The organism is Citrobacter freundii complex sp. 2024EL-00216 (assembly GCF_043945515.1).
GTDB lineage: Bacteria > Pseudomonadota > Gammaproteobacteria > Enterobacterales > Enterobacteriaceae > Citrobacter > Citrobacter portucalensis.
On record NZ_JBIMRA010000015.1, the window covers coordinates 1 to 22,208 of the forward strand.

Annotated in this window: 21 protein-coding genes; 4 read left to right on the forward strand and 17 right to left on the reverse strand. The window is 52.7% G+C overall.

The genetic code is table 11. The annotated features are described in order from the left end of the window. Positions 1 to 335 precede the first annotated feature (335 nt). The 4 genes from hemG to pepQ are packed head-to-tail and all read right to left on the reverse strand — an operon-like array spanning position 336 to position 4,328. Positions 336 to 881 carry a menaquinone-dependent protoporphyrinogen IX dehydrogenase gene (gene hemG / locus ACHHZ7_RS18070; protein ID WP_032945724.1) on the reverse strand — a complete coding sequence of 182 codons (546 nt, stop codon included), beginning with the start codon at positions 879 to 881 and terminating at the stop codon, positions 336 to 338. Between the two features lie 11 nt (positions 882 to 892). Further along, complete coding sequence (trkH, locus tag ACHHZ7_RS18075) at positions 893 to 2,344, reverse strand: Trk system potassium transporter TrkH (protein ID WP_003017848.1); 1,452 nt, start codon at positions 2,342 to 2,344, stop codon at positions 893 to 895. A 38-nt stretch (positions 2,345 to 2,382) separates the two neighbouring features. After that, a complete protein-coding gene (locus tag ACHHZ7_RS18080; RefSeq protein ID WP_060683029.1) occupies positions 2,383 to 2,997 on the reverse strand; it encodes an IMPACT family protein in 615 nt (204 codons plus the stop codon). Beyond that, positions 2,997 to 4,328: a Xaa-Pro dipeptidase gene (gene pepQ / locus ACHHZ7_RS18085; RefSeq protein ID WP_008787103.1), complete on the reverse strand. Its 1,332-nt coding sequence runs from the start codon at positions 4,326 to 4,328 to the stop codon at positions 2,997 to 2,999. Before pepQ ends, ACHHZ7_RS18080 begins: the two co-directional genes overlap by 1 nt. A gap of 188 nt (positions 4,329 to 4,516) precedes the next feature. On the opposite strand from pepQ, the gene fadB reads away from it, so the two are divergent. Further along, positions 4,517 to 6,706, forward strand: a complete 2,190-nt coding sequence (fadB, locus tag ACHHZ7_RS18090) for a fatty acid oxidation complex subunit alpha FadB (RefSeq protein ID WP_060683028.1) — start codon at positions 4,517 to 4,519, stop codon at positions 6,704 to 6,706. 9 nt (positions 6,707 to 6,715) lie between these two features. Next, positions 6,716 to 7,879, forward strand: coding sequence for an acetyl-CoA C-acyltransferase FadA (gene fadA, locus ACHHZ7_RS18095; protein ID WP_003828895.1), 1,164 nt, complete (start codon positions 6,716 to 6,718; stop codon positions 7,877 to 7,879). 213 nt (positions 7,880 to 8,092) lie between these two features. Here the strand turns inward: fadA and ACHHZ7_RS18100 are convergent, their stop codons facing one another. The 4 genes from ACHHZ7_RS18100 to ubiD form a co-directional block, all read right to left on the reverse strand. Further along, positions 8,093 to 9,073 carry a LacI family DNA-binding transcriptional regulator gene (locus tag ACHHZ7_RS18100; protein WP_060683027.1) on the reverse strand — a complete coding sequence of 327 codons (981 nt, stop codon included), beginning with the start codon at positions 9,071 to 9,073 and terminating at the stop codon, positions 8,093 to 8,095. After that, positions 9,070 to 9,996: an ROK family protein gene (locus tag ACHHZ7_RS18105; protein ID WP_060683026.1), complete on the reverse strand. Its 927-nt coding sequence runs from the start codon at positions 9,994 to 9,996 to the stop codon at positions 9,070 to 9,072. Before ACHHZ7_RS18105 ends, ACHHZ7_RS18100 begins: the two co-directional genes overlap by 4 nt. 228 nt (positions 9,997 to 10,224) lie before the next feature. Next, positions 10,225 to 10,926: an NAD(P)H-flavin reductase gene (gene fre, locus ACHHZ7_RS18110; protein ID WP_060683025.1), complete on the reverse strand. Its 702-nt coding sequence runs from the start codon at positions 10,924 to 10,926 to the stop codon at positions 10,225 to 10,227. Positions 10,927 to 10,966: 40 nt separating this feature from the next. Further along, entirely contained in the window at positions 10,967 to 12,460 is a 1,494-nt protein-coding gene (gene ubiD, locus ACHHZ7_RS18115) for a 4-hydroxy-3-polyprenylbenzoate decarboxylase (protein WP_032945717.1), read from the reverse strand. A gap of 204 nt (positions 12,461 to 12,664) precedes the next feature. Here ubiD and rfaH point away from each other — a divergent pair, with 204 nt between their 5' ends. After that, positions 12,665 to 13,153: a transcription/translation regulatory transformer protein RfaH gene (gene rfaH, locus ACHHZ7_RS18120; protein ID WP_003017881.1), complete on the forward strand. Its 489-nt coding sequence runs from the start codon at positions 12,665 to 12,667 to the stop codon at positions 13,151 to 13,153. Between the two features lie 5 nt (positions 13,154 to 13,158). Here the strand turns inward: rfaH and tatD are convergent, their stop codons facing one another. From tatD to udp, 9 genes are all read right to left on the reverse strand, one after another. Beyond that, on the reverse strand, positions 13,159 to 13,941 hold the full coding sequence (gene tatD, locus ACHHZ7_RS18125; RefSeq protein WP_032945714.1) for a 3'-5' ssDNA/RNA exonuclease TatD: 783 nt from the start codon (positions 13,939 to 13,941) through the stop codon (positions 13,159 to 13,161). Positions 13,942 to 13,982: 41 nt separating this feature from the next. Continuing rightward, positions 13,983 to 14,774 carry a Sec-independent protein translocase subunit TatC gene (tatC, locus tag ACHHZ7_RS18130; RefSeq protein WP_003828911.1) on the reverse strand — a complete coding sequence of 264 codons (792 nt, stop codon included), beginning with the start codon at positions 14,772 to 14,774 and terminating at the stop codon, positions 13,983 to 13,985. A 2-nt stretch (positions 14,775 to 14,776) separates the two neighbouring features. Further along, a complete protein-coding gene (gene tatB, locus ACHHZ7_RS18135) occupies positions 14,777 to 15,325 on the reverse strand; it encodes a Sec-independent protein translocase protein TatB (RefSeq protein WP_048227528.1) in 549 nt (182 codons plus the stop codon). Positions 15,326 to 15,328: 3 nt separating this feature from the next. Beyond that, positions 15,329 to 15,583 carry a Sec-independent protein translocase subunit TatA gene (gene tatA, locus ACHHZ7_RS18140; protein ID WP_003017888.1) on the reverse strand — a complete coding sequence of 85 codons (255 nt, stop codon included), beginning with the start codon at positions 15,581 to 15,583 and terminating at the stop codon, positions 15,329 to 15,331. Between the two features lie 78 nt (positions 15,584 to 15,661). Continuing rightward, the gene (gene ubiB / locus ACHHZ7_RS18145) at positions 15,662 to 17,302 is read right to left on the reverse strand and encodes a ubiquinone biosynthesis regulatory protein kinase UbiB (RefSeq protein ID WP_003828916.1); all 1,641 of its coding nucleotides are present in this window, start codon (positions 17,300 to 17,302) and stop codon (positions 15,662 to 15,664) included. Continuing rightward, the gene (ubiJ, locus tag ACHHZ7_RS18150) at positions 17,299 to 17,904 is read right to left on the reverse strand and encodes a ubiquinone biosynthesis protein UbiJ (protein WP_003828918.1); all 606 of its coding nucleotides are present in this window, start codon (positions 17,902 to 17,904) and stop codon (positions 17,299 to 17,301) included. Before ubiJ ends, ubiB begins: the two co-directional genes overlap by 4 nt. Positions 17,905 to 17,917: 13 nt before the next feature. Next, the gene (gene ubiE / locus ACHHZ7_RS18155) at positions 17,918 to 18,673 is read right to left on the reverse strand and encodes a bifunctional demethylmenaquinone methyltransferase/2-methoxy-6-polyprenyl-1,4-benzoquinol methylase UbiE (protein WP_003017897.1); all 756 of its coding nucleotides are present in this window, start codon (positions 18,671 to 18,673) and stop codon (positions 17,918 to 17,920) included. Positions 18,674 to 18,767: 94 nt separating this feature from the next. Next, positions 18,768 to 20,198, reverse strand: coding sequence for a DNA recombination protein RmuC (gene rmuC / locus ACHHZ7_RS18160; RefSeq protein ID WP_095533171.1), 1,431 nt, complete (start codon positions 20,196 to 20,198; stop codon positions 18,768 to 18,770). Between the two features lie 140 nt (positions 20,199 to 20,338). Continuing rightward, complete coding sequence (gene udp / locus ACHHZ7_RS18165) at positions 20,339 to 21,100, reverse strand: uridine phosphorylase (RefSeq protein WP_003828923.1); 762 nt, start codon at positions 21,098 to 21,100, stop codon at positions 20,339 to 20,341. A 265-nt stretch (positions 21,101 to 21,365) separates the two neighbouring features. Here udp and ACHHZ7_RS18170 point away from each other — a divergent pair, with 265 nt between their 5' ends. Then, positions 21,366 to 22,172 (forward strand): dienelactone hydrolase family protein, encoded by an 807-nt coding sequence (locus ACHHZ7_RS18170; protein WP_057067475.1) that lies wholly within the window; start codon positions 21,366 to 21,368, stop codon positions 22,170 to 22,172. The last annotated feature ends 36 nt before the right edge of the window (positions 22,173 to 22,208 follow it).

Consider the following 22,208-nt stretch of genomic DNA (forward strand, 5'->3'; position numbering starts at 1 on the left):
TGTTCACTCGTTGAGACTTGGTATTCATTTTTCGTCTTGCGACGTTAAGAATCCGTATCTTCGAGTGCCCACACAGATTGTCTGATAAATTGTTAAAGAGCAGTGCCGCTTCGCTTTTTCTCAGCGGCGCGGGGTGTGCATATTACGCCATCCCGCTACGAAGTCAAGCATTTAATTTCGCTTTCTTCGCCGGAGTTCTCAGTGGAACTCCGCTGACCCGGCGGCTTGTAATCCGTTGTTCCGTGTCAGTGGAGGCGCATTATAGGGAGTTATTTCAGGCTGACAAGGGGAAATTTAAAATAATCTTCCGAGTGCGTATTTTTTATTCTTTGCGCTTATTTTAACAACGCTTTGTTGGTTAATTGGGCTATTTCTCGCGCGAATCTCGCAACCTGTTCCCAATCGGTATACACCACTTCTTTATTCGTATCCGTTTCACCGCCTGACATCTTCATTATCAGTTGGATCATAACGCGGTCATACCAGCGATAGCGTGGATACAGCAAAGCACCCGCAATAACTGCACTGTGGTCTGGTCGCCACGGCGAACTCATCAGGAACTTACGCGCATAGCTGTTGGTTTGCGGCGTACGTTTCTCCGGTTTACGGGCAACCAGGTTTACGGAGTAGAACGCGCTCGGCATCGAATTCAGCCGTGTGGCATGCTTTTTCACAAACTCCTGAAAAGCAGCATGGTAATGACCGTAGCGAATCGAGGCGCCAATTACCACGCTGTCATAATTTTGCCAGTCCGGCTCCGCGGTACGATGCAAATTAACAACATCTGCCCAAACGCCCAGCTCTTTGAGTTCAGAAGCCAGATACTCAGCGATTTCACGCGTTTGTCCGTCCCGGGAAGAAAAAAGAATCAGTGTTTTCACGTGTTACTCCATTATTCACGCCAGAAGGTAGGGGTAAAGAGCACCAGCAGAGTAAAGACCTCCAGACGACCAAACAGCATATTGGCAATCAGGATCCACTTCGCCACAGGGTTCATACTGGCAAAGTTGTCGGCGACAACCCCCAGTCCAGGCCCCAGGTTATTCAACGTTGCCACAACAGAGGCAAACGCGGAGAAGTCATCAACACCGGTCGCAATAATCGCCAGCATACTGATAATAAAGACCAGCGCATAGGCAGAGAAGAATCCCCATACGGCTTCAAGAATTCGCTCCGGCAACGCACGGTTACCCAGTTTGATACTGTAAACCGCATTCGGATGGACCAGTCGTTTCAATTCGCGGTTACCCTGCTTAAACAGCAGCAGGATACGAATCACCTTCAAGCCACCGCCCGTCGACCCGGCACAGCCGCCGATAAAAGCAGAACACAGCAACAGCACTGGCAGAAACAGCGGCCAGCGGGCAATACTGTCCGTAGTAAATCCGGCGGTCGTCGCCATCGATACCACCTGGAAAAAGGCCTGGTTGATCGTCGTGAGCGCCGAGCCATAGGTATTGTGTATCCATAGCACCAGCGTACAGACTGCCACCAGCGTCAACTGCACGCCGATAAACATGCGGAATTCCGGATCCCGCCAGTAGACCTTCAGACTACGCCCACTTAATAAAGAGAAGTGCAGACCATAGTTACAACCGGAGATCAGCAAGAAGATAGCAATGATGGTGTTAATCGTGGGACTGTCGAAATACCCCACGCTGGCATCGTGTGTGGAAAAACCACCGATGGCGATTGTGGCAAAACTGTGCCCAATGGCGTCAAACGCGGGCATCCCGGCAAACCATAGCGCCAGCGCGCACGCCACCGTCAGTAATACATAGATTAGCCACAGCGTTTTCGCCGTTTCGGCAATACGCGGGCGCATTTTATTATCTTTCAGCGGCCCGGGCATTTCTGCACGATAGAGCTGCATCCCACCAACGCCAAGAATAGGCAGGATAGCCACCGCCAGCACGATGATCCCCATCCCGCCGAACCATTGCAGCATCTGGCGATAAAAGAGAATCGCGTGTGGCAATGAATCCAGCCCCACCAGCGTCGTCGCACCTGTAGTGGTTAATCCGGAAAAGGATTCAAAAAAAGCGTCGGTTATCGTTAGGTTAGGGCTTTCTGCAAAGATGAACGGTAGCGCACCCACACTGCCCAGAACGGTCCAGAACAAAACGACAATCAGAAATCCTTCACGCGATTTCAGCTCACCCTTCTCTTTACGGTTTGGCCACCACAGCATGGAGCCGATCGCCAGAGCAACGAAGAAAGTTTGGGTGAATGCACGCCCTGCCCCATCGCGGTAGATGAGCGCTACCAGTCCGGGGATAATCATTGTCCCCGAGAATAAGATGACCAGTAGTCCAACGATTCGGGTGATGGCGCGAAAATGCATCTCTGCCGCTTCCTTAGTTCTTTAAAATGAGGTGGGGATTATTCTTCAATCGCTAACAATTGCAATGAACCACGACTAAAATCCGCCAGTTTTGCCGAAAACTCATCCACTTTGGCAAAAGGAAGCGCCACCCTGAGCCGAACAAAAGCCTGGTAATCACTGGCAACGACTTTACCGTCAAACTGCCCCAGCAAGGCTTCAATGCCTGCCAGCTGACCGTACTCACACTGCAAAGTATATTCGGTTAATGGCGTCTTGCGCTGTGTCGTTAACTGGCGCAACGCCTGATTCACACCACCACCGTAGGCTTTTACCAACCCTCCAGTACCGAGAAGGATACCGCCGTAGTAGCGCACGACTACAGCGGTAATCTCGCCGACACCGCTCCCCATCAGCTGCGCGAGCATCGGTTTACCTGCCGTACCCGCCGGTTCGCCATCGTCTGAAAACCCTAGCAGCTGCGAGTCATTGGGCGCACCCGCCACCCACGCCACACAATGGTGGCGGGCGTCCGGGTGTTCCGCTTTGACTGACTCAACAAACGCCTTTGCCGCTTCTACGCCGTCCGTATGGGCGAGCAGCGTAATGAAGCGGCTTTTTTTGATCTCTTCGACGACGCTAACCGGCGCCGCAGGGATTAACCAACTGTCCATTACGCCAGTTTCAAATCCCGCGTCATGTTTTCGATATTGTTTTCGTGGACCACCACGTTGTCTTCAATACGAATACCGCCAAACGGTTTCAGTGCTTCAATTTTCTGCCAGTTGAAGTGCTTGCTGAACTGTCCTTCACGCCACGGTGCCAACAGAGATTCAATGAAGTAAATGCCCGGTTCGATGGTCAGAACCATGCCTGGTTGCAGTACGCGGGTGCAACGCAGGTAAGGATACTTCGACGGCGCGGCCAGATGAGTACCGCTGTCATCCTGCATAAAGCCTGCGACATCATGTACCTGCAGGCCCAGCGGGTGACCAATACCGTGCGGCATAAACGGCCCGGTAAGATCGTTTTCCACCATCGCTTCTTCACTCATACCGGTGATGATTTGATGCTTACGCAGCAGCTTCGCGATACGTTGATGGAACTGAATGTGATAATCCACGTAGCTGGTGCCTGCTTTCATGGTGGCAATCAGCGCCAGCTCTTCGTCGTTAACGTCCTTCACCAGATGCGCATAGTCGTTGTCGTTTTTCGCCGACCAGGTACGCGTCAGGTCTGCCGCATAGCCGTTGTATTCCGCACCAGCGTCGAGCAGGAAGCTGCGGATTTCAGACGGCGCCTGATGATCCAGCTTGGTGTAATGAAGAACCGAAGCATGCTCGTTAAGCGCCACGATGTTGCTGTATGGCACGTCGGTGTCGCGGTGACCGGTGGCAGTCAGGTAAGCGAGGTTGATGTCAAACTCGCTCATTCCGGAACGGAACGCTTCTTCTGCGGCACGGTGTCCGTTTACCGCCATTTTCTGGGCTTCGCGCATACAGGCCAGTTCGTATTCCGTTTTATAGGCGCGGTAATAATGCAGGTAGTCGATCACCCCTTTCGGGTTGATGTTGCTGGCCGCGATGTCCAGTTGCAGCGCACGTTCCGGAACCGGACCGATGTAACCGATATTGCCGCGAGCAGCAGGCAGTTGGCTACCGATACCATCCGCTTTCGGCAGCGCGATGATCTCGATTTCTTCCGTCCAGAAAGAGGTGGGTAGCGGCTCAACGTTGTGCCAGTAATCGACCGGCAGGTAGAACCACAGTTTCGGCTTGTTTACGCCATCCACCAGCAACCAGCAGTTAGGAACCTGTGTTACAGGCACCCAGGCTTTAAATTGTGGATTGACCTTAAACGGATATGGATGATCGTCGAGAAAGACGTTAACAAGTTCGCCAGAGTGAATAAGTAATGCATCCAGTTTGAAGCGATCCAGCGCGTCGCGCGTCCGTTCCTGTAAGGTAACGATATGATTTTTATAGAGTGCGGCCAGCGATTCCATTTTCTATCCTTCTGTTTTTTGACCTCAAGTCTCCGCATCTTAGCACATCGCTTTGTGAGTGCGTGATTTCTGCCGAGCGTGATCGAATCGTCATTTCTTTAATCATTCATTTGCATTTTATTAACATAAAACACACACTTCGATTCATCTGGTATGACCAGATCACCTTGCGGATTCAGGAGACTGACATGCTTTACAAAGGCGACACCCTGTACCTCGACTGGCTGGAAGATGGCATCGCCGAACTGGTGTTCGATGCCCCTGGTTCGGTCAATAAACTCGACACGGCCACCGTTGCCAGCCTGGGCCATGCGCTTGATGTGCTGGAAAAACAACCGAATTTAAAAGGGCTGCTGCTGCGTTCTAACAAAGCAGCCTTTATTGTTGGTGCCGATATCACCGAATTCCTTTCACTGTTCCTCGTGCCTGAAGAACAACTGAGCCAGTGGCTGCATTTTGCCAACAGCGTCTTTAATCGCCTCGAAGATCTGCCTGTTCCGACCCTGTCAGCAGTAAACGGCTACGCGCTGGGTGGCGGCTGCGAGTGTGTTCTGGCAACCGATTATCGTCTGGCAACGCCGGACCTGCGCATTGGCCTGCCGGAAACCAAGCTGGGCATTATGCCGGGCTTTGGCGGCTCCGTGCGTATGCCACGTATGCTGGGTGCGGACAGCGCGCTGGAAATTATTGCGGCAGGTAAGGATGTTGGTGCTGAGCAGGCGCTAAAAATCGGCCTGGTCGATGGCGTAGTGAAGCAAGACAAACTGCTTGATGGCGCGATCGCAGTATTACGTCAGGCGATTAACGGCGACCTCGACTGGAAGGCCAAACGTCAGCCGAAGCTGGAGCCGTTGAAACTCAGCAAAATTGAAGCGGCTATGAGCTTTACCATCGCTAAAGGCATGGTGGCACAGACGGCAGGGAAGCATTATCCCGCGCCGATTACCGCGGTAAAAACCATTGAAGCAGCGGCCCGTTTTGGCCGTGAAGAAGCGCTGAATCTGGAAAATAAAAGCTTTGTTCCACTGGCGCACACCAGTGAAGCTCGCGCGCTGGTTGGGATCTTCCTTAACGATCAGTTCGTCAAAGCCAAAGCCAAAAAACTCACCAAAAATATTGAAGCACCGAAGCAAGCTGCGGTGCTGGGCGCGGGCATTATGGGCGGCGGCATCGCTTACCAGTCAGCCTGGAAAGGCGTGCCGGTTGTCATGAAAGATATCAACGACAAATCATTAACGCTGGGCATGACCGAAGCGGCCAAGCTGCTGAACAAACAGCTTGAGCGCGGCAAAATTGACGGTCTGAAAATGGCGGGCGTGATTTCCACTATTCATCCAACCCTCGACTATAGCGGTTTTGAGCGTGTGGACGTGGTGGTTGAAGCTGTCGTGGAAAACCCGAAAGTGAAAAAAGCGGTACTGGCAGAAACCGAAGATCAGGTACGCCCGGACACCGTACTGGCTTCAAATACCTCCACCATCCCAATCAACGAGCTGGCCAGCGCGCTCAAGCGCCCGGAAAACTTCTGTGGGATGCACTTCTTTAACCCAGTACACCGCATGCCACTGGTTGAGATTATTCGCGGCGAGAAAAGCTCGGATGAAACCATCGCCAAAGTTGTCGCCTGGGCAAGCCAGATGGGCAAAACCCCAATTGTGGTCAACGACTGCCCTGGTTTCTTCGTGAACCGCGTGCTGTTCCCGTATTTTGCCGGTTTCAGCCAGCTGCTGCGCGATGGGGCGGATTTCCGCAAAATCGACAAAGTCATGGAAAAACAGTTTGGCTGGCCGATGGGCCCGGCTTATCTGCTGGACGTGGTGGGAATTGATACCGCATATCACGCGCAGGCAGTGATGTCCGCAGGCTTCCCTCAGCGTATGCAGAAAGATTATCGCGACGCGATAGACGCCCTGTTTGATGCGAACCGTTTCGGGCAGAAAAACGGTCTTGGATTCTGGCGTTATAAAGAAGACAACAAGGGCAAGCCGAAGAAAGAAGAGGATGCCACCGTTGACGATCTGCTGGCAGAAGTCAGCCAGCCGAAACGCGACTTCAGTGATGAAGAGATTATTGCTCGCATGATGATCCCAATGGTCAACGAAGTGGTGCGTTGTCTGGAAGAAGGCATTATCGCCAGCCCGGCAGAAGCCGACATGGCGCTGGTGTATGGCCTGGGCTTCCCTCCGTTCCACGGCGGCGCGTTCCGCTGGCTGGATACGCTCGGCAGCGCGAAGTATCTCGATATGGCCCAGCAGTATCAACACCTCGGAGCGCTGTATGAAGTTCCGGCTGGTCTGCGTGATAAGGCGCGCCATAACGAACCGTATTATCCCCAGGTTGAGCCTGCCCGCCCGGTTGGCAGCCTGAAAACGGCTTAAGGAGTCACAATGGAACAGGTTGTAATTGTTGATGCGATCCGTACCCCGATGGGCCGTTCGAAAGGGGGCGCGTTTCGTAACGTGCGGGCAGAAGATCTCTCCGCACACTTAATGCGTAGCCTGCTGGCGCGAAATCCTGCGCTGGAGCCATCCGCGCTTGATGATATTTACTGGGGCTGTGTGCAGCAAACGCTGGAGCAGGGTTTCAACATCGCCCGTAACGCCGCGCTGCTGGCGGAAGTTCCGCACTCCGTTCCAGCCGTCACGGTCAACCGCCTGTGCGGTTCGTCCATGCAGGCGCTGCACGACGCGGCACGCATGATCATGACCGGCGATGCTCAGGCGTGCCTGATTGGCGGCGTGGAGCATATGGGCCATGTACCAATGAGCCACGGCGTTGATTTCCATCCGGGCATGAGCCGCAACGTGGCAAAAGCCGCGGGAATGATGGGTCTGACTGCGGAAATGCTCTCTCGCATGCACGGCATCAGCCGTGAAATGCAGGATGCTTTCGCCGCACGTTCACATGCTCGCGCCTGGGCTGCAACACAGTCTGGCGCATTTAAAAACGAAATCATCCCGACCGGCGGCCATGATGCCGACGGCGTACTGAAGCAGTTTAACTACGATGAGGTTATCCGCCCGGAGACAACCGTTGAAGCGCTCTCCACCCTGCGCCCGGCGTTCGATCCGGTTAGCGGAACGGTCACTGCCGGTACCTCCTCCGCGCTCTCCGACGGCGCAGCGGCGATGCTGGTCATGAGCGAAAGTCGCGCCCGTGAGCTGGGTCTGACGCCGCGTGCCCGTATTCGTTCGATGGCTGTTGTTGGCTGCGACCCTTCAATCATGGGTTACGGCCCGGTTCCGGCCTCAAAACTGGCGCTGAAAAAAGCGGGACTCTCCACCAGCGATATCGGTTTGTTTGAGATGAACGAAGCCTTTGCCGCTCAGATCCTGCCGTGCATTAAAGATCTGGGGCTGATGGAGCAGATCGATGAGAAGATCAACCTCAACGGCGGGGCGATCGCTTTGGGCCATCCGTTGGGTTGCTCTGGGGCGCGTATCAGCACCACCCTGCTCAATCTGATGGAACGCAAAGACGTACAGTTTGGCCTGGCGACGATGTGTATCGGGTTAGGCCAGGGCATCGCGACGGTATTTGAGCGAGTTTAATCAAAGCATGCCGGGGGCGCTTCGCTTGCCCGGCCTACGAAATGTTATCTCAAAGCCATTGGTGCCAGAACAAGGCGGCAAGTGAATGAATCCCGATGAGCTTACGTATAGTAAGTGATTCGGGTGAATGAGCGCAGCCAACACAGTTATGGTGCCAATGGCGAAGAGAGAAAGTTTAGTTGCCGTTCTTCCCGCCTGTCAGGGGCGGGTTTTTTATTTCTCTGAACTACCACGTACCACTAACTGCACCGGCAACAGCAGATTCTCTTCCTGATTTTCTTCCAGCAATAAACGCAGCGCATCACGCCCCAATTGTTGTTTATCAACCGCAATGGTGGTGAGTGGTGGATGTGACCAGGCCGCAGCATCGATATCATCAAACCCAACCAGCGCAAGATCTTCCGGGATACGTATACCCTGCTGCGCACACACCCGTTGAACAACCAGCGCTGCCGCATCGTTATAGGCAAAAATAGCGTCGGGCGGCTCTGGCAGACTGAGCAATTCATTCACCGCCTCCACCAAAGATTGCTCGGTATCCAGCAGCGGCGGCGCAATGGCTTCATACTCTGGCGGCATCAGCAAACGGGCCTCATACAATGCCTGACGGTAACCCTTCTCGCGCTGACGGATGCTGTAGTGCGCAAGCGTGCTGGCAAGAAAAGCAATACGGCTGCGACCTTGTGCAATCAAATGTTGTGTAGCCAGATAACCGCCCTGGGTGTTGTCCGGATTCACGCAAGGCAGGCCCGGCGCCCAGAGATCAACCAGCACCAACGGCAGCTTCATCTGTTGCAGCAAGCCAAGTAATTCAGGCTCAAAAAATCCGGCACAGATCAGCGCATCAGGCTGGTGCAGCAGCACCTGTTCACTCACTGCATCGCCTGGACCAATGGAGAGAAAGCTCAGCGCAATACCATGGTCACGACAGTTATCTTCTATGCCCAGCAGCAGTTGAGAGTAAAACGGCAATGCCCGGCTGATATTGTGCTGGCGGTGAAGCAAAAACAAGACGCGTTTGATCTTGTCAGTGCGCAGACGGGAAAAATCATAACCCTGCTGCTGCGCCACAGAAATAATGCGCAGCCGGGTGTCTTCACGCAACCCCGGCTGCCCTTTTAGGGCGCGGGAAACTGCGCCAACTGAAACACCACAAGCTTCGGCAATATCTCTGATACGTACAGGTTTCGTCATTTCACTCTCATTGATTCTACTATGGCTTGTTGCGCCCCCAGCCAGGCCGCACCGCGTACGCCGCTGCTGTCGCCGTGACGGGCCCGAACGATCGGTGTGCGGCACTGCTTACCAAATACGTACTGCGCCACTCGCGCCTGCAAACCCGAATACAGTAAATCGATATTGGATACCCCACCCCCAAGCACGATAACATCGGGATCGAGCGTATTCACCACGCCCGCCAACGCACGCGCCAGTTGATCGCAATAACGTTCCCATACAAAGCAGGCATCCGCATCACCCGATTCTACCTGTTGCATAATTTGTGGCACACCCACATGCTGCGCGGTGTGATTCAGGTACTGGCGTTCCAGACCGCTGCCGGAAATAAAGCTCTCAATACAGTTCAACTGTCCGCAATAGCATCTCACTCCAGCCCCGTCCTGAGATTCGTGGTAGCGCGGCAATGCATTATGCCCCCACTCTCCTGCGCAGGCGTTAGGTCCAGAGATCAAGCGGTTATCGATGCATAGTCCACCGCCGCAACCGGTACCGAGGATCACGCCAAATACCACACTATACCCGTGTCCGCTACCGTCCATCGCTTCCGACAAGGTAAAGCAGTTGGCATCATTAGTAACCGGCACTGGCATTCCTGATGCTCGCTCAAGGTCTTGCGCAAAGGCCTGTTGATTGAGCACCAGGATGTTCGAATTCTTAATCAAACCTTCGCTATCCACCGCGCCTGGCACCCCAACGCCAACCGATAAAGGCTGATTAACGGCCAGTCTGGCCTTAGCAATCATCTCCGTCACGGCCTGGAAAAAATCACTGTAACTCTGCTTTGGTGTCGCGCATCGCTCGCGGTAAACAATTTCACCCGCGTTATCAATCACCACCGCTTCGATTTTAGTCCCGCCAATGTCCAGTCCGAGTCTCATGGTCTTCCTCGTTTGCGCCTCGCAATTTGATTGTGTCTAGTTTGCCAATTTTGTTTACTAAACAAAAAGAGGCCTGTCACAAAAGCTAAGTTTTGTGATTAATAGATAGGAAAAACATGTTTACTAAAAAACGTGGTGAAAAAGAGAAACAACGAGACCGGGCTTGCACCCTGTTAGAAGAAGTAAGGTTGGTGATGAATGCGCCGGAAGGGCTCCGGCGCACAGCGCTTAAATGAACGAGAAAGCGTCGCCAAACAGGCGATCTTCACGCGCACTGCGCTCATTACAGAAGAGATCGCGCGCGATTTTGGCCATTTCAAAACGCCCGGCAATGTAGATATCATGCTCCGCCAGGGTACCGTAATCCTGCAATACTGCCGTTAACACGGTTCCCGTACGACCACGCCAGCCGTCTTCAGGCTGTTCCACCACTGGCTCAACGCGCAGATTCGGGTGGTTCACAGACAGCGCTTCCAGCTCGGAGAGATCGTAGAGATGCTTCTCCTCGCGACCGCCCCAGTAAATGGTGATATCGCGATTTGGATTACGCGCCAGCGCGGTAAGCAGAATAGAACGCACGTAAGAGAAACCTGTACCACCGGCAATCAGGATCAGCGGGCGCTCGTCTTCATCTCGCAGCCAGGCTTCGCCATGCGGAATGTCGACCTTGATTTCCCGGTCTTTCAGAATACGGTCCATCACAGCCATGGCGTAAAGATTTAGCTCAGAGGCGCCAACATGCAGCTCAATGAATCCTTGCTCGTCCGGCGTTGATGCCATGGAGAACGGACGCTTATCCCTTTCATCCATCACGACCATTAAATACTGGCCAGCACGAAAGGAAAACGCCGCGTCTGGCACTAAACGAACGCGATATACGGTGTCAGTGATAGCTTCTACCGAGGTCACTTTACAGCTTAAGGTTGTCATGCGCTCTCTCTGTCGGATCAATAGGCAAAACGATCGCGCCTCAGGCGCTTTTGCCGTCATTAAAGATGGCCAGTTCATCCCAAATTGCGTCAATGCGCGCAATCACTTCAGGATCCTTTTTAATCGGACGTCCCCATTCGCGTTGGGTTTCGCCCGGCCATTTATTTGTGGCATCCAGCCCCATTTTTGAACCAAGGCCGGAAACCGGCGAGGCAAAGTCCAGGTAATCAATTGGCGTATTCTCTACCAGTACCGTATCCCGGGCCGGGTCCATACGGGTAGTAATTGCCCAAATCACATCATTCCAGTCGCGTGCGTTGACGTCATCATCGCAAACAATAACAAATTTGGTGTACATAAACTGACGCAAAAACGACCAAACGCCCATCATGACGCGTTTGGCATGACCAGCGTACTGTTTTTTCATCGTCACGACGGCCAGGCGATAAGAACAGCCTTCCGGAGGTAGATAAAAATCGACGATTTCCGGGAACTGCTTTTGCAGAATAGGCACGAAGACTTCGTTCAGCGCCACGCCGAGCACCGCGGGTTCATCTGGCGGGCGTCCGGTATAGGTAGAGTGATAAATTGCATCTTCACGCTGGGTAATGTGCGTGACGGTAAAGACCGGGAAGCTATCTACTTCGTTGTAGTAGCCGGTATGATCGCCATACGGCCCTTCCGGAGCCAGCTCGCCCGGTTCAATGTACCCTTCCAGCACGATTTCTGCGCTGGCAGGCACTTCCAGATCGTTGGAAATACATTTAACCACTTCGGTCTTGGTTCCGCGCAACAGCCCGGCAAATGCGTACTCGGATAATGTATCAGGGACCGGCGTCACGGCCCCCAGAATGGTCGCAGGATCTGCTCCTAACGCCACAGAAACCGGGAAGCGTTCGCCCGGATGCGCTGCGCACCACTCCTGGTAATCAAGCGCGCCGCCGCGATGGGACAGCCAGCGCATAATGAGCTTGTTTTTGCCAATCAGCTGCTGACGATAGATGCCCAGATTCTGCCGCTCTTTATGCGGACCACGCGTCACGGTGAGCCCCCAGGTAATCAGCGGCGCGGCATCTTCCGGCCAGCAGGTCATAATCGGAATGCGGTTTAAATCAACGTCATCGCCCGAGTAGATTTTTTGCTGACAAGGTGCACCGCGCAACCGCTTAGTCGGCATGTTCAACACCTGCTTAAACTGCGGCAGCTTATCAAACAGATCGCGGAATCCTTTCGGTGGCTCTGGCTCTTTCAAAAACGCCAACAGTTTACCGACTTCTCGTAGCGCCGAGACATCTTCTTGTCCCATCCCCATCGCAACACGCTTTGGTGTGCCAAACAGGTTACACAGCACCGGCATTGAATAGCCTTTCGGATTCTCAAACAGTAACGCAGGCCCACCGGCACGCAGAGTGCGATCGGCAATTTCAGTAATTTCCAGGTGGGGATCCACCTCAAGCGAAATGCGTTTGAGCTCGCCCTGCTGTTCAAGCAGCGTCAGGAAGTCGCGTAAATCGTGATATTTCATGGCGTCCATTGTGGCCTCTTCGTAAGCGCTTCATTATACGGCGTTCATCATTGTGATGCTGTATTTTTGTTAAATTAGCGTGAACTCTGGCGATACATATAAGCCCCGGGCGTATATACCCATTGGGTTTCAGCCTGCGTTGAGGTGGGTATAATTAACTTAACGCATGGCTTTTGCTATGCTTGCGCTCAGAACAAGCGGATAAGAGTTATTATGCAATCCTGGTATTTACTGTACTGCAAACGTGGGCAACTTCAGAGAGCCCAGGAACACCTGGAAAGACAGGCGGTGAACTGCCTGACGCCTATGATCACCCTGGAAAAAATAGTGCGCGGTAAACGTACCACAGTCAGTGAACCACTATTCCCTAATTACATGTTTGTCGAGTTCGACCCGGAAGTGATCCACACCACCACTATCAATGCCACGCGTGGTGTCAGCCATTTCGTCCGTTTTGGCGCGACGCCTGCGACCGTCCCTTCTCCCGTTATTCACCAGCTTTCTATCTACAAGCCTGAAGGTATTGTGGACCCGCAAACTCCTCAGCCAGGGGACAGCGTGATTATTACTGAAGGGGCATTTGAGGGGCTAAAAGCGATCTTCACCGAACCGGATGGCGAAGCGCGTTCCATGCTACTGCTTAACCTGTTGAATAAAGAAGTTAAGCAGAGCGTGAAAAATACCGGTTTTAGAAAAATTTAAGCCGTTTAGAAGGTCACTTCAAACAACGTTCGGACGTTAGCATCAATGGTTGCTGACAGCCATTGAGGATCTTCTCCGCGCCAGTGGGCAATACGCTCAAGAATATGTGGCAGGTGCGCCGGTTCATTGCGCCGTGACGTCGGTTTAGGCGTTAAGTCGCGAGGAAGTAGGTAAGGCGCATCGGTTTCGATCAGTAGTCTTTCTACCGGAATAAACGGCAGCAGTTCCCGCAGTTCCATCCCACGGCGCTCATCACAGACCCAGCCGGTAATACCAATATAAAGCCCTCGGTCCACACAATCCTGCATCTCCTGCCGCGTTCCGGTAAAACAGTGCAGCACCGCGCCCGGGAGACTATCCAGCCACGGCTCCAGCAACGTCAGAAAACGCTCATGGGCATCCCGACAATGCATGAAAACCGGCATCTGCAGTTCAGCGGCAATGCGCAGTTGTGCCTCAAAAGCACGTTCCTGCTCCTGTGGCGTGGAGAAATTGCGATTGAAATCCAGACCGCACTCGCCAATAGCGACCACCTCAGACTGGTTTGCCAGCGCGATAATCTCGTCTTCCGTTGAGGATTGCCATTGGCTACTGTCATGCGGGTGCACGCCAGCCGTGGACCAGCAATGCGGATAATGTTGCGCCAACTTCAGCGCCTGCTGGCTTTCGTGCAGGTTTGTTCCGGTCAGAAGCATACCGTTTACGCCCGCAGCAAAGGCGCGCGCCACAACATCATCCCTGTCTTTCGCAAATTGTGAACTGGTTAAATTAACGCCAATATCAAACATGCTACCTCCCATATGACAACCGCCCTGACGGGCGGTTGAATTTACTCTTCTGTTTTCTCGGTGGCTTCGGCTTCTTTTGCTTCTTCAGCCTCGTTGTCCTCATCTCGCGTACGTCGCTTACCGACATAGAAACGAGAGAAGAAAACGCCCACTTCAAACAGGCAGTACATCGGTATCGCCAACAACGTTTGCGAGAAGACATCTGGCGGGGTCAGTAACATCCCGACGACGAATGCTCCCACCACAACGTAAGGTCGTTTCTTACGTAAATCTTCAGGTGTCGTAATGCCCATCCAGCATAGCAGCACAATGGCGACAGGGACCTCAAAAGAGACACCGAAAGCCATAAATAGCGCCATTACGAAGCTGAGATAGCTGGCAATGTCCGTCGATACCTGCACGCCTTGCGGAGCCGTGTTAGCCAGAAAACCAAACGCCAACGGGAAGACGACAAAATAGGCGAATGCCATGCCGATGTAGAACAACAACGAGCTGGAGACCAGCAGCGGCACAACCAGGCGACGTTCATGTTTGTACAAAGCAGGCGCAATAAATGCCCATACCTGGTAGAGGATCACTGGCGCTGACAGGATCAGCGACACCATGAAGGTTAACTTTATAGGGGTAAAGAACGGTGAGGCCACATCGGTGGCGATCATCGTTGCACCCTGCGGCATCTGTTTAATCAGCGGTGCCGCAACCATATGGTAAATGTCGTTGGCAAAGTAAACCAACGCCAGAAAGATCACGATAACCGCAATAATGCAGTTCAGGAGTCGCTTACGCAGCTCGATAAGATGCGTAATGAGCGGTTGGGTATCTTCTACAGCCATGTTTACGGTTTATCACTCGACGAGGGGGAGGATTCGACAACAGGTGCGGCAGCTTTCTTTTCTGCATCCATCAACGTGGCGGAAGTGTTTTCCGTCTGCTCTGGCGTTTTAGCACCCGTGGATTCCGGTTTTTGCTCCGGCGAACTGGCCTGGTTTTCAGCGGCGGCAGGGGTTACCCCTTCTCGCTGCGCTTCACCTTCTTTCACCACCGGATTATGGATAGTGTGCGCTTCATCGCTCGCTTTCTCAGGATCGTGCACGCTGTAAGAACGCTTCATCGATTCCGCCGCTTCACGCAGCTCATCCATTGACGCTTTCAGCTCCGGGGTCAGATTTGTCAGGCTCGCTTTCTCTACTTTCTTCAGGCTGTCCTGAAACTCCTGAAGCTTAAGCTCCTGGGTCAGTTCATTCTGAACAGTAGTTGCAAGGGAGCGCAAAGCGCGAACCCAGCCAGCAACCGTTTTTACCGCTACAGGTAATCGTTGCGGCCCCAGAACAATGAGGCCGATCACGAACACCAATAACAGTTCGCTAAAACCGATATCAAACACGGATTATACCTGCTCTTTATCTTGGCTTTTGGCGTCTTCCTTTTTCACTTCACCCTGCTTATCGGTGATGGATTTAGCAGTAAAATCAGCGTCCTGGCTGGTTTTATCTTGCTTAGGCTCATCATCACCCATCGCTTTTTTGAAGCCTTTGATCGACGCGCCAAGATCGGAACCGATGGAGCCGAGTTTCTTGGTGCCAAATAGCAGTACAACGATGACGGCAATGATCAACAACTGCCAAATACTGATACCACCCATACATGTTCCTCTGTCATAGATGATGAATTAATAAGGCCGTAGTATACGTTACACGACCTGCCTTGGGCGATGAAAAATTCAGCGCATTTTGCGCCAGCCGATCAACCAGGCTATGACGCCTCCCGCCATTAACCAGCCCGGCATAAGCCCCCACTCAGGGCGGCTTACCAGCAGGAATGTTCCACTTAGCAACAATGTTGCGCCAATGCCCAATAAATAACGGGATTGTCCCTGGCGTACATGATTCGCGTGAAGCTCGCGGGCAATCTTATCAACACTGTGCTGTAAATATTTGCCCTGGCGCAAACTGTCATACACCAGTTCAGGTATTTCTGGCATTTTTTCGACCCAGAACGGTGCTTTTTCTTTAAATGCCCTAACGAGCGCCGGAATACCGACCTGATCTTTAATCCAGGATTCGAGGAATGGCTTAGCCGTTTTCCACAAATCTAACTGAGGGTAGAGTTGTCGTCCGACACCTTCAACGTACAGTAGCGTTTTCTGGAGCAATACCAGTTGAGGCTGAACTTCCATATTGAAGCGGCGCGCAGTGTTGAACAGATTCAACAGCACGTGACCAAAGGAAATCTCCGCCAGCGGCTTTTCAAAAATCGGCTCGCACACGGTACGAATGGCAAATTCAAACTCTTCTACGTTGGTATCCGGCGGAACCCAACCAGAATCCACGTGCAGTTCAGCAACTTTGCGGTAATCGCGGTTAAAGAACGCAATGAAGTTTTCAGCCAGGTAGCGCTTATCTTCTTTGTTTAAAGAGCCCACAATCCCACAATCAATACCAATGTATTTCGGGTTTTCAGGGTGCTCATAACTGACAAAAATGTTCCCGGGGTGCATATCCGCATGGAAAAAGCTGTCGCGGAATACCTGAGTAAAGAAGACCTGAACACCACGCTCGGCCAACAGTTTCATATTGGTGCCGTTCTTCTCAAGCGTGGTGACATCTGAAACCGGGATACCGTAAATGCGCTCCATCACCATCATGTTCTGACTGCAATAGTCGGAATACACTTCCGGGATGTACAGCATCGGACTATCTTCAAAATTACGTCGTAGCTGAATGGCGTTCGCCGATTCGCGCAGCAGATTCAGTTCATCGATCAACGTTTTTTCATATTCACGGACGACTTCTGTTGGTCGCAGGCGACGTCCATCTGGCAGCAGACGAGGAACCCAACGAGCCAGGCGGTAGATCAGTTTTAAATCCGCTTTGATGACCGGGAGTATGTCCGGGCGAATAACTTTGATCACCACCTCTTTGCCATTCGATTTCAATCGCGCAGTGTGGACCTGAGCAACAGACGCAGATGCCAGTGGCGTGATTTCAAAATCATCAAACCATTCCTCAACGGGCAGCCCGCCCATAGCCTCTTCGATTTGTTTTTTCGCTCTAAGCCCATCGAACGGGGCAACCCGATCCTGCAATAGCGCAAGCTGATCGGCGATGTGCGGAGGGAAAAGGTCACGACGGGTAGAGAGCATTTGCCCAAACTTGATCCACACCGGGCCGAGTTCCTGTAAAGCCAGTCTCAGCCTTTCTCCCAGCGGTTTGTCTTTATGTCGGTTGGGCATCCAGAACAACGAGTAACGCCACAACCGAAGCGGCAGCGTGATTCGCATTTTGGGGATGAGTTCATCAAGACCGTAGCTTAAAAAAGTGCGAATGATGAAATAAAGGCGCCGTACTTCACCTGGCGTCATTTGGCCTCCAGTTTTTCCAGCCGTTTGGCCAGAGATTCAACCGCGCGCTCAACGGCTGCCGTTTCTTCAGCAAACCATGCAACCTCTAGTGGACCAGGAGCCATGCGCCACTCTTCAGTGATCGCTTCGGCGACATAGCGCTGCTGGCGCTGAAAGTTATGGCACAGGAACTTCGCTCCACCACGCAAGACTTTGCTGACCCCTTCCGCGACGATATCGCCGGTATAGGGTGCTAACAGTTCTGCAGGATCCAACTCCGCCAGATCGGCCAGCGCAACAAAGTTCTGTACTACCTGGATATCGCCCTGGACTTCCAGCTCACCGCTGCGGATAAGCGTGGTGAGTTGCTGTCGATCACGCAATTTCGGTAACACACTGGCATATGTGATTACGGTGCAATCGGCTTCGCCTTCCCATGCCCCCAGCACATCGACCTGGCGCTCGCTAAATACCAGGACTAACGGTGTTGAAAATCCTTTGAGATCAACACGCAGCACCTTACCCTGTAAACGCGTTCGGGCTGACTTCAGCGCAGGAGAACGGTACAGAAAGGTGTTGAGCAGATTTTCAACGCCTGCGGTTACTAAGGGTTTTAAAGGCATCCCCACTCTCCTGTCAGAACTTGTAACCACGATGCAGCGCAACGACACCTGCTGTCAGGTTGTAGTAATCAACGCTTTCGAACCCGGCATCTTGCATCATTGCTTTTAAGGTGTCCTGATCGGGATGCATACGGATGGACTCCGCCAAATAACGGTAGCTGTCCGCATCGCTTGCTACCATTGAACCTATGCGCGGCAGAACATGGAAAGAGTATGCGTCGTAGGCTTTGCTCAACGGTTCGATTATGGGTTTGGAGAATTCCAGCACCAGTAGACGTCCGCCCGGCTTCAATACGCGGTACATGGAGCGTAATGCTTTGTCTTTATCCGTTACGTTGCGCAGACCGAAAGAGATGGTGATGCAGTCAAACGTGTTGTCAGGGAAAGGTAATGCTTCCGCATTCGCCTGAACGTACTCAACGTTACCTACCACGCCAATATTACGCAGCTTTTCGCGACCCATTTTGAGCATTGAGTCATTGATATCCGCCAGCACAACTTTGCCGGTTTCACCAACCATGCGAGAGAATTTCGCCGTCAGATCGCCGGTACCGCCTGCTAAATCGAGAACGGTTTGCCCGCGACGCACGCCACTGCAATCAATGGTGAAGCGCTTCCACAAACGATGAATGCCAAATGACATTAAGTCATTCATAACGTCATATTTAGACGCCACAGAATGAAAAACGTGGGCCACCATGTCAGCTTTCTGCTCTTTAGCGACGGTCTGAAAGCCAAAGTGCGTCGTTTCTTGTGAATTATCCACCATCTCAGTGCCTGCTCATCCAAAAAATGTTCGAGAAGTGTAACAGATTGGGCCAATTTGCCCTACCCTTCTACCGGGTTCAACTACCCCAAATGGACTAGTTTGATTGCTGATTTACCGCTTCATCCTCGGGGTAAGACGCATCTTGTTGCGTCTCAGGGACCGAGCGCAAGCGGTATTCTTCATCCTGTGTAGTAGCTTGTTCAGCCAGCTCAGGATTTATCTCGCGCTTAATTTCCACGCCTAAACTACGAAAAGCTTCTGCCTGCGACAGGACGTTTCCACGACCGGAAGAGAGTTTTTTCATCGCCTGTCGGTAGTTGTCCTGGGCTTTGTCCAGGCTTTGACCTATTGCCGACATATCATCCACAAACAACCGCATCTTGTCATAAAGTTTGCTGGCCCGATCGGCAATTTGTTGCGCATTACGACTCTGATGCTCGTAGCGCCACAAGTTGGCGATCGTGCGCAATGCCACCAACAGCGTGGTAGGGCTCACCAGCATAATGTTATTTCTAAGCGCTTCGGTAATCAGTTCGGGCTGTCGGTCGAGCGCCAGTAAAAAAGCGGGCTCAACGGGGATAAACATCAGCACGTAGTCAAGCGTACGCAGCCCAGGAAGCTGCTGATAATCTTTGCGCCCCAGCAGTCGAATATGGTTACGCACCGAGGCGATGTGCTCCTGCAATGCACTTTCGCGGGTGTATTCGTCTTCTGCGTTAAAATAGCGCTCATAGGCGACCAGCGTCATTTTCGCATCGATCACCACATCTTTACCCTGCGGTAGCCGAACGATGACATCAGGCTGCATTCGCGAACGGGCGTCGTTTTCGATGCTGACCTGGGTTTCATATTCATAACCTTCACGCAGACCAGAGGCTTCGAGTACCCGCGTGAGTACGACCTCTCCCCAGTTACCCTGCGTTTTGTTATCGCCTTTTAATGCCCGCGTCAGGTTTACCGCTTCCTGCGCCATCTGCGCATTCAGTTGTTGGAGATTACGAATTTCGTGTGCCAGGGTATGGCGTTCTTGTGCCTCTTTACCAAAGCTATCCTGAACCTGGCGACGAAAACCGTCCAGTTGTTCACGAAGCGGCGCAAGCAGGCTGTTCAGACTTTGGCGATTTTGCTCATCAACACGGCGGTTGCTGTGCTCAAAAATACGATTCGCCAGATTTTCAAACTGTTCGCTCAGACGCTGTTCGCTGTTGATCATCTGGCGGATTTTATCTTCCGCATGCTGTTGCGTTGCTTCCAGCCGGGTAGTGACTTCACGGAGATCGGCTTCCAGAGAGGTGTTGATACTGTGCAGACTGCGTAATTCGTTATTGAGGAGTTCGCACTCATCACGCCAGTGTGCTTCCTGCGAGAGCTGCTGGCGAGCGGCGCTTAGCGCAATATCCAGTTCACGTCGCTCTTCGATGAGGTCGGCGCGGATTTGATCGGCGCGTGCTTTTGTCGCCAGCCACCCTACCAGTAGCCCTGCGGCTAACGCCAACACGGCACTCATCATAATTGAAATATCCACAACGCCCCCTTACAGCAACGACTTACCCGCACAAAATAGAATTGTGCTGTATAAACGTCCAGTTTAAAAGGAATTTCCTGCGAGGCACTACGCAAAATAAAAAGGCCGAACGCGTCGGCCTTTTTGAATAGAAGGGAGAATTACAGTAAACGACGCGCGGCTTCTACCACGATTTTCACCGCGTGACTTTCCGTTTGTTTCATCGTTTCCGCATTAGGGATCTCTTGCTGAGTACGGTTCACGATAACACCCGCGACCATACCGGCACGCAGACCCTGGCTTGCGCACATGGTCAGCAGCGTAGCAGATTCCATTTCGTAGTTCATGACGCCCATAGACTGCCACTCTTCCATTGAGCCTTTGAAACGGCTCACGACGCGACCAGAGAAAGTGTCATAACGCTCCTGGCCCGGGTAGAAGGTGTCAGAAGACGCGGTAACCCCCACGTGAGTGGTGGCGCCGATAGATTTCGCCGCTTCCACCAGCGCGGTGGTGCACTCGAAGTCCGCAACGGCCGGGAATTCCATTGGTGCGAAGTGCAGGCTTGCACCGTCCAGACGAACAGATGCAGTGGTAACCAGTACATCACCCACGTTGATATGCGGCTGGATAGCGCCAGTCGTACCGATACGCAGGAAGGTACGAATGCCCAGCTGAGCCAGTTCTTCTACGGCAATAGAGGTGGACGGGCCGCCGATACCGGTAGAGCAAACGATCACGGCTTTACCATCCAGCTCAGCACGCCAGGTGGTGAACTCGCGATGAGATGCCAGCTTAACCGGCTTATCCATCAGCGCGGCGATCTTTTCCACACGCTCCGGGTCGCCAGGGACGATAGCAAGCGTAGCCCCTTGTAAATCGTTCTTAGTGAGGCCGAGATGAAAAACATCAGACTTAGACATAAAAACTCCTCTGTGAATCGGTTTTGTCAGAAGAAGCAAAAACACACTTTACCGAAGGCATAAACATATTTTCGTGACAGTCATCACTATGATGTAAATCAATTGCATTCGATTACCATTAAATAGTGATCTTTATCACATAAATGATGCGATATAAGTAAGCCCTGCACAAAAGATAGACCGTTTAAGGCAATGTGGTTCGTTGCATGTGTCTATAGTTAACAATGCGCTTTTTGGCTGAATATTTAAGGGTACGGAGAATACCATGACAACACGACAATCTGGCTTTGCACCTGCTGTATCTCCACCGACGTCTACCACGGTCCACACTCCGGATAACGCAATTATCGCCGGGGTAACGTCCATACCGTCACAAGGCGATGATATGCCAGCGTATCACGCACGACCAAAACAGACCGATGGCCCCCTGCCCGTGGTTATTGTCGTGCAGGAAATTTTTGGCATTCATGAACACATTCGTGACGTTTGCCGCCGTCTGGCTCTGGAAGGGTATCTGGCTATCGCACCAGAACTCTATTTTCGCGAAGGCGATCCCAATGACTTTGCCGATATCCCTACGCTACTCAGCGGTCTTGTCGCCAAAGTGCCTGACTCTCAGGTACTGGCCGATCTGGACCACGTCGCCAGCTGGGCCTCCCGCAACGGAGGAGATGCCCACCAGTTGATGATCACCGGATTTTGCTGGGGTGGGCGCATCACCTGGCTGTATGCCGCACATAATCCGCAGTTAAAAGCGGCCGTGGCGTGGTATGGCAAACTGGTGGGTGATAAAACCCTCAACTCGCCAAAACATCCCGTTGATATCGCAACCGATCTTAACGCCCCCGTTTTGGGGCTTTATGGCGGCCAGGACACCAGCATTCCGCAAGATACCGTTGAAACAATGCGCCAGGCGCTACGCGCCGCCAATGCTAAAGCGGAAATCGTGGTCTATCCCGATGCCGGACATGCGTTCAACGCCGATTATCGCCCGAGCTATCACGAAGAGTCCGCGAAAGACGGTTGGCAGAGAATGCTGGAGTGGTTCGTGCAATACGGTGGGAAGAAATAAACGTTAATTGCCCGGTGGCAGCGACGCCTGACCGGG

Coding starts and splice junctions, on each gene's coding strand:
- rfaH (WP_003017881.1), top strand. CDS start 12,665: ATGCAATCCTGGTATTTACTGTACTGCAAACGTGGGCAACTTCAGAGA.
- trkH (WP_003017848.1), bottom strand. CDS start 2,344: ATGCATTTTCGCGCCATCACCCGAATCGTTGGACTACTGGTCATCTTA.
- fre (WP_060683025.1), bottom strand. CDS start 10,926: ATGACAACCTTAAGCTGTAAAGTGACCTCGGTAGAAGCTATCACTGAC.
- fadB (WP_060683028.1), top strand. CDS start 4,517: ATGCTTTACAAAGGCGACACCCTGTACCTCGACTGGCTGGAAGATGGC.
- ubiJ (WP_003828918.1), bottom strand. CDS start 17,904: ATGCCTTTAAAACCCTTAGTAACCGCAGGCGTTGAAAATCTGCTCAAC.
- tatA (WP_003017888.1), bottom strand. CDS start 15,583: ATGGGTGGTATCAGTATTTGGCAGTTGTTGATCATTGCCGTCATCGTT.
- ACHHZ7_RS18105 (WP_060683026.1), bottom strand. CDS start 9,996: ATGAGACTCGGACTGGACATTGGCGGGACTAAAATCGAAGCGGTGGTG.
- fadA (WP_003828895.1), top strand. CDS start 6,716: ATGGAACAGGTTGTAATTGTTGATGCGATCCGTACCCCGATGGGCCGT.
- ACHHZ7_RS18170 (WP_057067475.1), top strand. CDS start 21,366: ATGACAACACGACAATCTGGCTTTGCACCTGCTGTATCTCCACCGACG.
- ACHHZ7_RS18080 (WP_060683029.1), bottom strand. CDS start 2,997: ATGGACAGTTGGTTAATCCCTGCGGCGCCGGTTAGCGTCGTCGAAGAG.
- udp (WP_003828923.1), bottom strand. CDS start 21,100: ATGTCTAAGTCTGATGTTTTTCATCTCGGCCTCACTAAGAACGATTTA.
- ubiE (WP_003017897.1), bottom strand. CDS start 18,673: ATGGTGGATAATTCACAAGAAACGACGCACTTTGGCTTTCAGACCGTC.
- ACHHZ7_RS18100 (WP_060683027.1), bottom strand. CDS start 9,073: ATGACGAAACCTGTACGTATCAGAGATATTGCCGAAGCTTGTGGTGTT.
- tatC (WP_003828911.1), bottom strand. CDS start 14,774: ATGGCTGTAGAAGATACCCAACCGCTCATTACGCATCTTATCGAGCTG.
- pepQ (WP_008787103.1), bottom strand. CDS start 4,328: ATGGAATCGCTGGCCGCACTCTATAAAAATCATATCGTTACCTTACAG.
- ubiB (WP_003828916.1), bottom strand. CDS start 17,302: ATGACGCCAGGTGAAGTACGGCGCCTTTATTTCATCATTCGCACTTTT.
- ubiD (WP_032945717.1), bottom strand. CDS start 12,460: ATGGACGCCATGAAATATCACGATTTACGCGACTTCCTGACGCTGCTT.
- tatD (WP_032945714.1), bottom strand. CDS start 13,941: ATGTTTGATATTGGCGTTAATTTAACCAGTTCACAATTTGCGAAAGAC.